Genomic DNA, 12671 nt, shown 5'->3' on the forward strand with positions numbered 1-12671 from the left:
TTGTAAAATAATGCGCTTAAGGGAGAGCAGGAGAAGACAAAAGTATTCAACAAATGAAAGTGAACTGGATATTCATTCATGTGATTAGCAATAAATGTTGACAAAATGTGGCATGGATCACTATAATGCCTGCAGATTTTACGTCCCGTCTCGGTACACCAAATCCCAGCAGTATTTGCATTTTTTACCCAAAACGAGTAGAATTTGCCACGTTTCAGGCGCGGGGTGGAGCAGCCTGGTAGCTCGTCGGGCTCATAACCCGAAGGTCGTCGGTTCAAATCCGGCCCCCGCAACCACTTTCCCTTAGAGTTCTTTTTCAAATATACTGTGAAGACTTCGGCCTTCGTAGTGGGATTTGAAAAAATCCTTCTGGAAAGTGCTCCAGACCGCAGTTGCGGTTATAGGGTTCAGTTATATAAAGCCCCGATTTATCGGGGTTTTTTGTTATCTGACTACAGAATAACTGGGCTTTAGGCCCTTTTTTTATGTCTTGGGGGTGGGCTTGTCCACATTAGAGCAAAAATTAACAGAGATGATTACTGCGCCAGTTGAGGCCCTGGGTTTTGAGCTGGTTGGCATCGAGTTTATTCGCGGTCGCACATCCACACTGCGCATCTATATTGATAGTGAAGATGGCATCAATGTTGATGATTGTGCTGATGTGAGCCACCAGGTAAGTGCTGTGCTGGATGTTGAAGATCCCATCACCGTTGCTTATAACCTGGAAGTCTCCTCACCGGGTCTCGATCGCCCACTGTTCACGGCTGAACACTACGCCCGTTTTGTCGGAGAAGAGGTGACTCTGGTTCTCCGTATGGCGGTACAAAACCGTCGTAAATGGCAGGGCGTTATCAAAGCGGTAGACGGTGAAATGATCACAGTTACCGTCGAAGGTAAAGATGAAGTGTTCGCGCTGAGTAATATCCAGAAGGCGAACCTGGTTCCCCACTTTTAATAGTCTGGATGAGGTGAAAAGCCCGCGATGAACAAAGAAATTTTGGCTGTAGTTGAAGCCGTATCCAATGAAAAGGCGCTACCTCGCGAGAAGATTTTCGAAGCATTGGAAAGCGCGCTGGCGACAGCAACAAAGAAAAAATATGAACAAGAGATCGACGTCCGCGTACAGATCGATCGCAAAAGCGGTGATTTTGACACCTTCCGTCGCTGGTTAGTTGTTGATGAAGTCACCCAGCCGACCAAGGAAATCACCCTTGAAGCCGCACGTTATGAAGATGAAAGCCTGAACCTGGGCGATTACGTTGAAGATCAGATTGAGTCTGTTACCTTTGACCGTATCACCACCCAGACGGCAAAACAGGTTATCGTGCAGAAAGTGCGTGAAGCCGAACGTGCGATGGTGGTTGATCAGTTCCGTGAACACGAAGGTGAAATCATCACCGGCGTGGTGAAAAAAGTAAACCGCGACAACATCTCTCTGGATCTGGGCAACAACGCTGAAGCCGTGATCCTGCGCGAAGATATGCTGCCGCGTGAAAACTTCCGCCCTGGCGACCGCGTTCGTGGCGTGCTTTATTCCGTTCGCCCGGAAGCGCGTGGCGCGCAACTGTTCGTTACCCGTTCCAAGCCGGAAATGCTGATCGAACTGTTCCGCATTGAAGTGCCAGAAATCGGCGAAGAAGTGATTGAAATTAAAGCAGCGGCTCGCGACCCGGGTTCTCGTGCGAAAATCGCGGTGAAAACCAACGATAAACGTATCGATCCGGTAGGTGCTTGCGTAGGTATGCGTGGCGCGCGTGTTCAGGCGGTTTCTACTGAACTGGGCGGCGAGCGTATCGATATCGTTCTGTGGGATGATAATCCGGCGCAGTTCGTGATTAATGCGATGGCACCGGCAGACGTTGCTTCTATCGTGGTGGATGAAGATAAACACACCATGGATATCGCCGTTGAAGCCGGTAACCTGGCGCAGGCGATTGGCCGTAACGGTCAGAACGTGCGTCTGGCTTCGCAGCTCAGCGGTTGGGAACTCAACGTGATGACCGTTGACGACCTGCAGGCTAAGCATCAGGCGGAAGCGCATGCAGCGATTGACACCTTCACCCGTTATCTCGACATTGACGAAGACTTCGCGACTGTCCTGGTAGAAGAAGGTTTCTCAACGTTGGAAGAACTGGCCTATGTGCCGATGAAAGAGCTGTTGGAAATCGAAGGCCTTGATGAGCCGACCGTTGAAGCACTGCGTGAGCGTGCTAAAAATGCACTGGCCACCATTGCACAGGCCCAGGAAGAAAGCCTCGGTGATAACAAACCGGCTGACGATCTGCTGAACCTTGAAGGGATAGATCGTGATTTGGCATTCAAACTGGCCGCCCGTGGCGTTTGTACGCTGGAAGATCTCGCCGAACAGGGCATTGATGATCTGGCTGATATCGAAGGGTTGACCGACGAAAAAGCCGGAGCACTGATTATGGCTGCCCGTAATATTTGCTGGTTCGGTGACGAAGCGTAATAAACTGTAGCAGGAAGGAACAGCATGACAGATGTAACGATTAAAACGCTGGCCGCAGAGCGACAGACCTCCGTGGAACGCCTGGTACAGCAATTTGCTGATGCAGGTATCCGGAAGTCTGCTGACGACTCTGTGTCCGCACAAGAGAAACAGGCTTTAATTGACCACCTGAACCAGAAAAATTCAGGTCCGGACAAATTAACGCTGCAGCGTAAAACACGCAGCACCCTTAACATTCCTGGTACCGGTGGAAAAAGCAAATCGGTACAAATCGAAGTCCGCAAGAAACGCACCTTTGTGAAACGTGACCCGCAAGAGGCCGAGCGCCTTGCGGCGGAAGAGCAAGCGCAGCGTGAAGCGGAAGAGCAAGCCCGTCGTGAGGCAGAAGAATCGGCCAAACGCGAGGCGCAACAAAAAGCTGAACGTGAGGCCGCAGAACAAGCTAAACGTGAAGCCGCTGAACAAGCGAAACGTGAAGCTGCGGAAAAAGACAAAGTGAGCAATCAACAAGACGATATGACTAAAACCGCCCAGGCTGAAAAAGCCCGCCGTGAGCAGGAAGCTGCAGAGCTCAAGCGTAAAGCTGAAGAAGAAGCGCGTCGTAAACTCGAAGAAGAAGCACGTCGCGTTGCTGAAGAAGCACGTCGTATGGCGGAAGAAAATAAATGGACTGATAACGCGGAACCAACTGAAGATTCCAGCGATTATCACGTTACTACCTCTCAACATGCCCGTCAGGCAGAAGACGAAAGCGATCGTGAAGTCGAAGGCGGCCGTGGCCGTGGTCGTAACGCGAAAGCAGCGCGTCCGAAGAAAGGCAATAAACACGCTGAATCAAAAGCTGATCGCGAAGAAGCGCGTGCAGCGGTACGTGGCGGCAAAGGCGGAAAACGTAAAGGTTCTTCGCTGCAGCAGGGCTTCCAGAAGCCTGCTCAGGCCGTTAACCGTGATGTAGTGATTGGCGAAACCATCACCGTTGGTGAACTGGCTAACAAGATGGCGGTTAAAGGCTCTCAGGTCATCAAAGCGATGATGAAACTGGGCGCAATGGCAACCATCAACCAGGTTATCGATCAGGAAACCGCACAGCTGGTTGCTGAAGAGATGGGCCACAAAGTTATCCTGCGTCGTGAAAACGAGCTGGAAGAGGCGGTAATGAGCGACCGTGACACGGGTGCTGCGGCTGAACCGCGCGCGCCGGTGGTGACCATCATGGGTCACGTTGACCACGGTAAAACCTCTCTGCTGGACTACATTCGTTCAACGAAAGTGGCCTCTGGCGAAGCGGGCGGCATTACCCAGCACATTGGTGCATACCACGTTGAAACTGAAAACGGCATGATCACCTTCCTGGACACCCCGGGGCACGCCGCGTTTACTTCAATGCGTGCACGTGGTGCGCAGGCAACGGACATCGTAGTCCTGGTTGTTGCTGCAGACGACGGCGTAATGCCGCAGACCATCGAAGCTATCCAGCACGCGAAAGCGGCGGGTGTTCCGGTGGTGGTTGCTGTGAACAAAATCGATAAGCCAGAAGCCGATCCGGATCGCGTTAAGAACGAACTCTCTCAGTACGGCATCCTGCCAGAAGAGTGGGGCGGCGAAAGCCAGTTCGTACACGTATCTGCAAAAGCGGGTACCGGTATTGATGAACTGCTGGATGCTATCCTGCTGCAGGCTGAAGTCCTGGAACTGAAAGCCGTACGTAACGGGATGGCGAGCGGTGCGGTTATCGAATCCTTCCTCGATAAAGGTCGTGGTCCGGTTGCTACTGTACTGGTACGCGAAGGTACTCTGCATAAGGGCGATATCGTTCTGTGTGGCTTCGAATACGGGCGTGTTCGTGCGATGCGTAACGAACTGGGTCAGGAAGTGCTGGAAGCGGGTCCGTCCATTCCGGTGGAAATCCTCGGCTTGTCCGGTGTTCCGGCTGCGGGTGATGAAGTTACCGTTGTACGTGACGAGAAGAAAGCACGTGAAGTTGCACTGTACCGTCAGGGCAAATTCCGCGAAGTTAAACTGGCTCGTCAGCAGAAATCTAAACTCGAGAACATGTTCGCCAACATGACCGAAGGCGAAGTTCACGAAGTGAATATCGTCCTGAAGGCAGACGTACAGGGTTCTGTGGAAGCGATCTCCGACTCCTTGCTGAAACTGTCTACTGACGAAGTTAAAGTGAAGATCATCGGTTCTGGTGTAGGTGGTATCACCGAAACCGACGCCACCCTGGCTGCGGCGTCCAACGCCATCCTGGTTGGCTTTAACGTTCGTGCTGATGCCTCTGCACGTAAAGTGATTGAAGCGGAAAGCCTGGATCTGCGTTACTACTCCGTCATCTATAACCTGATCGACGAAGTGAAAGCGGCGATGAGCGGTATGCTGTCTCCTGAACTGAAACAGCAGATTATCGGTCTGGCGGAAGTTCGTGACGTGTTCAAATCGCCGAAATTTGGTGCCATCGCAGGCTGTATGGTTACCGAAGGTGTGGTTAAACGTCACAACCCGATCCGCGTTCTGCGCGACAACGTTGTTATCTACGAAGGCGAGCTGGAGTCCCTGCGCCGCTTCAAAGATGACGTTAACGAAGTCCGTAACGGTATGGAATGTGGTATCGGCGTTAAGAACTACAACGACGTCCGCACTGGCGATGTGATCGAAGTATTCGAAATCATCGAGATCCAACGTACCATCGCTTAAGGTTTTTAGGGTTCCATGCGGGATAAGGCGTTTACGCCGCATCCGGCATGGATTGCCTGATGCGACGCTGGCGCGTCTTATCAGGCCTATGTGAACAGCCCTTCCACCTGAAATTAATTTTAAAAAGGGGCTAACAGCCCCTTTTTTGTCAGGAGAATTTATTATGGCGAAAGAATTTGGTCGCCCGCAGCGCGTAGCGCAGGAAATGCAAAAAGAGATCGCTCTCATCCTGCAGCGTGAAATTAAAGATCCTCGTCTGGGCATGATGACCACCGTTTCCGGTGTCGAAATGTCTCGTGACCTGGCGTATGCCAAAGTATATGTGACGTTCCTCAACGACAAAGATGAAGACGCGGTTAAAGCGGGCATCAAAGCGTTGCAGGAAGCTTCTGGTTTCATCCGCAGCCTGCTGGGTAAAGCGATGCGTCTGCGTATCGTGCCGGAACTGACCTTCTTCTACGACAACTCACTGGTTGAAGGGATGCGTATGTCAAACCTGGTGACCAGCGTGGTCAAACATGACGAAGAGCGTCGTGTTAACCCGGACGACAGCAAGGAGGACTAATGAGTCGTCCTCGTCGTCGCGGTCGCGACATTAACGGCGTTTTGTTGCTGGATAAACCGCAGGGGATGTCCAGCAACGATGCGCTGCAAAAAGTGAAACGTATATATAACGCCAACCGTGCCGGACACACCGGTGCGCTGGACCCGCTGGCAACTGGCATGTTGCCGATTTGCCTCGGGGAAGCGACGAAGTTTTCCCAGTATCTGCTGGACTCCGACAAACGCTATCGGGTGATTGCGCGTCTTGGACAGCGTACCGATACTTCTGACGCCGATGGACAAATCGTTGAGGAGCGTCCGGTAACCTTTAGCGCAGAGCAACTGGCGGCGGCGCTGGATACTTTCCGTGGCGATATCGAACAGATCCCTTCGATGTATTCAGCACTGAAATATCAGGGCAAAAAACTGTACGAATACGCGCGTCAGGGCATTGAAGTTCCACGTGAAGCGCGCCCGATTACCGTTTATGAATTGCTGTTTATTCGCCATGAAGGCAATGAGCTGGAGCTGGAAATTCACTGCTCAAAAGGCACTTATATCCGCACTATCGTTGACGACCTGGGTGAGAAACTCGGCTGTGGCGCGCATGTTATTTACCTGCGCCGTCTGGCGGTAAGTAAATATCCGGTTGAACGGATGGTGACCCTGGAGCACCTGCGTGAACTTGTTGAGCAAGCTGAACAGCAGGATATTCCGGCTGCGGAGTTACTTGATCCATTACTGATGCCAATGGACAGTCCAGCTTCGGACTATCCGGTGGTGAATCTTCCGTTAACGTCTTCTGTTTACTTCAAAAATGGTAACCCAGTTCGTACATCTGGTGCGCCGCTGGAAGGACTGGTTCGTGTTACAGAAGGTGAGAATGGCAAGTTTATCGGTATGGGTGAAATTGACGATGAAGGCCGCGTAGCGCCTCGTCGCCTGGTGGTTGAATATCCGGCGTAATGTTAACCGTCTTGCGATAACAGGTCGCTACGAGTAGAATACTGCCGCTTAACGTCGCGTAAAATATTTAACACTTTGCGTAACGTACACTGGGATCGCTGAATTAGAGATCGGCGTCCTTTCATTCTATATACTTTGGAGTTTTAAAATGTCTCTAAGTACTGAAGCAACAGCTAAAATCGTTTCTGAGTTTGGTCGTGGTGAAAACGACACCGGTTCTACCGAAGTTCAGGTAGCACTGCTGACTGCACAGATCAACCACCTGCAGGGCCACTTTGCAGAGCACAAAAAAGATCACCACAGCCGTCGTGGTCTGCTGCGCATGGTTTCTCAGCGTCGTAAACTGCTCGACTACCTGAAACGTAAAGACGTAGCACGTTACACCCAGCTCATCGAGCGCCTGGGTCTGCGTCGCTAATTCTTGCGAGTTTCAGAAAAGGGGCCTGAGTGGCCCCTTTTTTCAAACTGACGGCAGCAATTCACTGGAAACTAATGTATTGTTGCTATGAATGATCTTCCGTTGCAGAGGTTCGCGCGGCTAATGAGAGGCTTTACCCACATTTGGCTGGGTTAGGGTTGTCATTAGTCGCGAGGATGCGCAGAAGATCGGGTATTAACACCAGTACCGTAAGGTGCTGTCTAAGAAAGAAAAGGGTATTACATTGCTTAATCCGATCGTTCGTAAATTCCAGTACGGCCAACACACCGTGACTCTGGAAACCGGCATGATGGCGCGTCAAGCCACTGCCGCTGTTATGGTTAGCATGGATGACACCGCGGTATTTGTTACCGTTGTCGGCCAGAAAAAAGCCAAACCAGGTCAGGACTTCTTCCCACTGACCGTTAACTATCAGGAGCGTACCTACGCTGCTGGTCGTATCCCGGGTAGCTTCTTCCGTCGTGAAGGCCGCCCAAGCGAAGGCGAAACCCTGATCGCGCGTCTGATTGACCGCCCGATTCGCCCGCTGTTCCCGGAAGGCTTCGTCAACGAAGTTCAGGTTATCGCCACCGTGGTTTCTGTTAACCCGCAGGTTAACCCAGATATCGTCGCGATGATTGGTGCTTCCGCAGCACTGTCTCTGTCTGGTATTCCGTTCAATGGTCCGATTGGTGCTGCCCGCGTAGGTTACATCAATGACCAGTATGTACTGAACCCGACTCAGGACGAGCTGAAAGAGAGCAAACTGGATCTGGTTGTTGCGGGTACTGAAGCCGCTGTACTGATGGTTGAATCTGAAGCTGAACTGCTGAGCGAAGACCAGATGCTGGGCGCAGTAGTGTTCGGTCATGAACAACAGCAGGTTGTTATTCAGAACATCAATGAACTGGTGAAAGAAGCCGGTAAACCGCGTTGGGACTGGCAGCCGGAGCCGGTAAACGAAGCGCTGAACGCGCGCGTTGCTGCACTGGCTGAAGCTCGTCTGAGCGATGCTTACCGCATCACCGACAAACAAGAGCGTTATGCGCAGGTTGATGTCATCAAATCTGAAACCATCGCTACGCTGCTTGCTGAAGATGAAACCCTGGACGAAAACGAACTGGGTGAAATTCTGCACGCTATCGAGAAAAATGTTGTTCGTAGCCGCGTACTGGCAGGCGAACCGCGTATCGACGGTCGTGAAAAAGATATGATCCGTGGTCTGGATGTGCGTACTGGCGTGCTGCCGCGTACTCACGGTTCTGCGCTGTTCACCCGTGGTGAAACGCAGGCGCTGGTTACCGCAACGCTGGGTACTGCACGTGACGCGCAAGTTCTTGATGAACTGATGGGCGAACGTACTGACACCTTCCTGTTCCACTACAACTTCCCTCCGTACTCCGTAGGCGAAACCGGCATGGTCGGTTCTCCGAAGCGTCGTGAAATTGGCCACGGTCGTCTGGCGAAGCGCGGCGTGCTGGCAGTAATGCCGGATATGGACAAATTCCCGTACACCGTACGTGTTGTGTCTGAAATCACCGAATCCAACGGTTCCTCTTCTATGGCTTCCGTGTGCGGCGCGTCTCTGGCGCTGATGGACGCAGGTGTGCCGATCAAAGCCGCCGTTGCGGGTATCGCAATGGGTCTGGTGAAAGAAGGCGACAACTACGTTGTACTGTCTGACATTTTGGGTGACGAAGATCACCTGGGTGATATGGACTTCAAAGTTGCGGGTTCCCGCGACGGTATCTCTGCATTGCAGATGGATATCAAAATTGAAGGTATCACCAAAGAGATCATGCAGGTTGCGCTGAACCAGGCTAAAGGTGCGCGTCTGCACATCCTGGGTGTAATGGAACAGGCGATCAACGCGCCGCGTGGCGATATCTCTGAGTTCGCACCGCGTATCCATACCATCAAGATCAACCCGGACAAGATCAAAGATGTTATCGGTAAAGGCGGTTCTGTAATCCGTGCTCTGACCGAAGAAACCGGCACCACCATCGAAATTGAAGATGACGGTACTGTGAAGATCGCAGCGACCGACGGCGAGAAAGCGAAACACGCTATTCGTCGTATCGAAGAGATCACTGCAGAAATCGAAGTGGGCCGCGTCTACAATGGTAAAGTGACCCGTATCGTTGACTTTGGCGCATTTGTTGCCATCGGCGGCGGTAAAGAAGGTCTGGTCCACATCTCTCAAATCGCTGACAAACGCGTTGAGAAAGTGACCGATTACCTGCAGATGGGTCAGGAAGTACCGGTGAAAGTTCTGGAAGTTGATCGCCAGGGCCGTATCCGTCTGAGCATTAAAGAAGCGACTGAGCAGTCTCAACCTGCTGCAGCACCGGAAGCTCCGGCTGCTGAACAGGGCGAGTAAGGTTGCCATTTGCCCTCCGCTGCGGCGGGGGGCTTTTAACCGGGCAGGACGCCTTGTTAGCAACCGGGAACAGGACGTTCATTCAACCGTGGTCTTCGGGAGTGGGAAATGAAGCCTTTTTTGCGCTGGTGTTTCGTTGCGACAGCACTTACGCTTGCAGGATGCAGTAATACTTCCTGGCGTAAAAGTGAAGTCCTCGCGGTACCATTGCAACCGACTTTACAGCAGGAAGTGATTCTGGCACGTATGGAACAAATCCTTGCCAGTCGGGCTTTAACCGATGACGAACGCGCACAGCTTTTATATGAGCGCGGAGTGTTGTATGATAGTCTCGGTCTGAGGGCATTAGCGCGTAACGATTTTTCGCAAGCGCTGGCAATCCGACCGGATATGCCTGAAGTATTCAATTACTTAGGCATATATTTAACGCAGGCAGGCAATTTTGATGCTGCCTATGAAGCGTTTGATTCTGTACTTGAGCTTGATCCAACTTACAACTACGCGCACTTGAATCGCGGGATCGCATTATATTACGGCGGTCGTGACAAGTTAGCGCAAGATGATCTGCTGGCGTTTTATCAAGACGATCCCAATGATCCTTTCCGTAGTCTGTGGCTTTATCTCGCCGAGCAGAAGCTCGATGAGAAGCAGGCTAAAGAAGTGTTGAAACAGCACTTCGAAAAATCGGACAAGGAACAGTGGGGATGGAACATTGTCGAGTTCTACCTGGGCAACATTAGCGAACAAACGTTAATGGAAAGGCTCAAGGCGGACGCAACGGATAACACCTCGCTCGCTGAGCATCTCAGTGAAACCAACTTCTATTTAGGTAAGTACTACCTAAGTCTGGGGGATTTGGACAGCGCCACGGCACTGTTCAAACTGGCGGTTGCCAACAACGTTCATAACTTTGTTGAGCACCGATACGCATTGTTGGAATTATCGCTCCTGGGCCAGGACCAAGATGACCTGGCAGAATCGGACCAGCAATAGCTGACGTACACATCAGCCCGTAATCTTATTTGATTGCCATCACCTTAACGGGTGAGGGCGTTGTTGTTCGTTAATACACCTACTTTGAGCCGGTTCACACTTTTCAATGAAAATTGCTGATCAATTTCATGATGAGTTATGTAGACTGGCCGCCATTAATTTTGAGGCACACGTACTACATGGCTGAATTCGAAACCACTTTTGCAGATCTGGGCCTGAAGGCTCCTATCCTTGAAGCCCTTAACGATCTGGGTTACGAAAAACCATCTCCAATTCAGGCAGAGTGTATTCCACATCTGCTGAATGGCCGCGACGTTCTGGGTATGGCCCAGACGGGGAGCGGAAAAACTGCAGCATTCTCTTTACCTCTGCTGCAGAATCTTGATCCTGAGCTGAAAGCACCACAGATTCTGGTGCTGGCACCGACCCGCGAACTGGCGGTACAGGTTGCTGAAGCAATGACGGATTTCTCTAAACACATGCGCGGCGTAAACGTGGTTGCCCTGTACGGCGGCCAGCGTTATGACGTGCAATTACGCGCCCTGCGTCAGGGGCCGCAGATCGTTGTCGGTACTCCGGGCCGTCTGCTGGACCACCTGAAACGTGGCACTCTGGACCTCTCTAAACTGAGCGGTCTGGTTCTGGATGAAGCTGACGAAATGCTGCGCATGGGCTTCATCGAAGACGTTGAAACCATTATGGCGCAGATCCCGGAAGGTCATCAGACCGCTCTGTTCTCTGCAACCATGCCGGAAGCGATTCGTCGCATTACCCGCCGCTTTATGAAAGAGCCGCAGGAAGTGCGCATTCAGTCCAGCGTAACGACCCGTCCTGACATCAGCCAGAGCTACTGGACTGTCTGGGGCATGCGTAAAAACGAAGCACTGGTACGTTTCCTGGAAGCGGAAGATTTTGATGCGGCGATTATCTTCGTTCGTACCAAAAACGCGACTCTGGAAGTGGCTGAAGCTCTTGAGCGTAACGGCTACAACAGCGCCGCGCTGAACGGTGACATGAACCAAGCGCTGCGTGAGCAGACACTGGAACGCCTGAAAGATGGTCGTCTGGACATCCTGATTGCGACCGACGTTGCGGCCCGTGGCCTGGACGTTGAGCGTATCAGCCTGGTGGTTAACTACGATATCCCGATGGATTCTGAGTCTTACGTTCACCGTATCGGTCGTACCGGTCGTGCGGGTCGTGCTGGCCGCGCGCTGCTGTTCGTTGAGAACCGCGAGCGTCGTCTGCTGCGCAACATTGAACGTACTATGAAGCTGACTATTCCGGAAGTAGAACTGCCGAACGCAGAACTGCTGGGCAAACGCCGTCTGGAAAAATTCGCCGCTAAAGTACAGCAGCAGCTGGAAAGCAGCGATCTGGATCAATACCGCGCACTGCTGAGCAAAATTCAGCCGACTGCAGAAGGTGAAGAGCTGGATCTCGAAACTCTGGCAGCCGCACTGCTGAAAATGGCACAGGGTGAACGTACTCTGATTGTTCCGCCAGATGCGCCGATGCGTCCGAAACGTGAATTCCGTGACCGTGATGATCGTGGTCCGCGCGATCGTAACGACCGTGGCCCGCGTGGCGACCGTGAAGATCGTCCGCGTCGTGAACGTCGTGACGTTGGCGATATGCAGCTGTACCGCATTGAAGTGGGCCGTGATGATGGTGTTGAAGTTCGTCATATCGTTGGCGCGATTGCTAACGAAGGCGACATCAGCAGCCGTTACATCGGTAACATCAAGCTGTTTGCTTCTCACTCCACCATCGAACTGCCGAAAGGTATGCCGGGTGAAGTGCTGCAACACTTTACGCGCACTCGCATTCTCAACAAGCCGATGAACATGCAGTTACTGGGCGATGCACAGCCGCATACTGGTGGTGAGCGTCGTGGCGGTGGTCGTGGTTTCAGTGGCGAGCGTCGTGAAGGTGGTCGTGAAGGCGGTCGTAACTTCAGCGGTGAACGCCGTGAAGGTGGTCGTGGTGATGGTCGTCGTTTTAGCGGCGAACGTCGTGAAGGCCGCGCACCGCGTCGTGATGACTCTACCGGTCGCCGTCGTTTCGGTGGTGATGCGTAATCATCGCTGAACAGCGAACACAATCTGTAAAATAATATATACAGCCCCGATTTTAACAATCGGGGCTTTTTTTCTGTCTTTTGTACTCGTGTACTGGTACAGTACAATGCATAACAACGCAGT

Annotated in this window: 10 protein-coding genes and 1 tRNA gene; all 11 read left to right on the forward strand. The window is 52.2% G+C overall.

The features are described 5' to 3' along the window. Positions 1 to 219: 219 nt before the first annotated feature. The 11 genes from AACS80_RS07835 (at position 220) to deaD (ending at position 12548) form a co-directional block, all read left to right on the forward strand. A tRNA-Met gene (locus tag AACS80_RS07835) sits at positions 220 to 296 on the forward strand. A gap of 206 nt (positions 297 to 502) precedes the next feature. Further along, positions 503 to 955 (forward strand): ribosome maturation factor RimP, encoded by a 453-nt coding sequence (gene rimP, locus AACS80_RS07840; protein WP_001300397.1) that lies wholly within the window; start codon positions 503 to 505, stop codon positions 953 to 955. A gap of 27 nt (positions 956 to 982) precedes the next feature. Continuing rightward, positions 983 to 2470, forward strand: a complete 1488-nt coding sequence (gene nusA, locus AACS80_RS07845) for a transcription termination factor NusA (RefSeq protein WP_130204598.1) — start codon at positions 983 to 985, stop codon at positions 2468 to 2470. 24 nt (positions 2471 to 2494) lie between these two features. Continuing rightward, complete coding sequence (infB, locus tag AACS80_RS07850; protein WP_130204600.1) at positions 2495 to 5167, forward strand: translation initiation factor IF-2; 2673 nt, start codon at positions 2495 to 2497, stop codon at positions 5165 to 5167. 163 nt (positions 5168 to 5330) lie between these two features. After that, complete coding sequence (gene rbfA / locus AACS80_RS07855) at positions 5331 to 5732, forward strand: 30S ribosome-binding factor RbfA (RefSeq protein WP_001040205.1); 402 nt, start codon at positions 5331 to 5333, stop codon at positions 5730 to 5732. Further along, the gene (gene truB / locus AACS80_RS07860; protein ID WP_130204602.1) at positions 5732 to 6676 is read left to right on the forward strand and encodes a tRNA pseudouridine(55) synthase TruB; all 945 of its coding nucleotides are present in this window, start codon (positions 5732 to 5734) and stop codon (positions 6674 to 6676) included. The genes rbfA and truB overlap by 1 nt, the downstream gene beginning before the upstream one ends. A gap of 148 nt (positions 6677 to 6824) precedes the next feature. Continuing rightward, the gene (gene rpsO, locus AACS80_RS07865) at positions 6825 to 7094 is read left to right on the forward strand and encodes a 30S ribosomal protein S15 (RefSeq protein ID WP_000059470.1); all 270 of its coding nucleotides are present in this window, start codon (positions 6825 to 6827) and stop codon (positions 7092 to 7094) included. Positions 7095 to 7338: 244 nt separating this feature from the next. Then, positions 7339 to 9474, forward strand: a complete 2136-nt coding sequence (gene pnp, locus AACS80_RS07870) for a polyribonucleotide nucleotidyltransferase (RefSeq protein ID WP_001298330.1) — start codon at positions 7339 to 7341, stop codon at positions 9472 to 9474. Positions 9475 to 9582: 108 nt separating this feature from the next. Further along, entirely contained in the window at positions 9583 to 10467 is an 885-nt protein-coding gene (gene nlpI / locus AACS80_RS07875; RefSeq protein WP_000802080.1) for a lipoprotein NlpI, read from the forward strand. Between the two features lie 106 nt (positions 10468 to 10573). Further along, on the forward strand, positions 10574 to 10654 hold the full coding sequence (gene yrbN / locus AACS80_RS07880) for a protein YrbN (protein ID WP_010723222.1): 81 nt from the start codon (positions 10574 to 10576) through the stop codon (positions 10652 to 10654). Next, a complete protein-coding gene (deaD, locus tag AACS80_RS07885; protein ID WP_130204606.1) occupies positions 10647 to 12548 on the forward strand; it encodes an ATP-dependent RNA helicase DeaD in 1902 nt (633 codons plus the stop codon). The genes yrbN and deaD overlap by 8 nt, the downstream gene beginning before the upstream one ends. The last annotated feature ends 123 nt before the right edge of the window (positions 12549 to 12671 follow it).

This window comes from Escherichia sp. E4385, assembly GCF_963883145.1.
Taxonomy (GTDB): domain Bacteria; phylum Pseudomonadota; class Gammaproteobacteria; order Enterobacterales; family Enterobacteriaceae; genus Escherichia.

Coding starts and splice junctions, on each gene's coding strand:
- nusA (WP_130204598.1), top strand. CDS start 983: ATGAACAAAGAAATTTTGGCTGTAGTTGAAGCCGTATCCAATGAAAAG.
- infB (WP_130204600.1), top strand. CDS start 2,495: ATGACAGATGTAACGATTAAAACGCTGGCCGCAGAGCGACAGACCTCC.
- rbfA (WP_001040205.1), top strand. CDS start 5,331: ATGGCGAAAGAATTTGGTCGCCCGCAGCGCGTAGCGCAGGAAATGCAA.
- truB (WP_130204602.1), top strand. CDS start 5,732: ATGAGTCGTCCTCGTCGTCGCGGTCGCGACATTAACGGCGTTTTGTTG.
- rpsO (WP_000059470.1), top strand. CDS start 6,825: ATGTCTCTAAGTACTGAAGCAACAGCTAAAATCGTTTCTGAGTTTGGT.
- nlpI (WP_000802080.1), top strand. CDS start 9,583: ATGAAGCCTTTTTTGCGCTGGTGTTTCGTTGCGACAGCACTTACGCTT.
- yrbN (WP_010723222.1), top strand. CDS start 10,574: ATGAAAATTGCTGATCAATTTCATGATGAGTTATGTAGACTGGCCGCC.
- deaD (WP_130204606.1), top strand. CDS start 10,647: ATGGCTGAATTCGAAACCACTTTTGCAGATCTGGGCCTGAAGGCTCCT.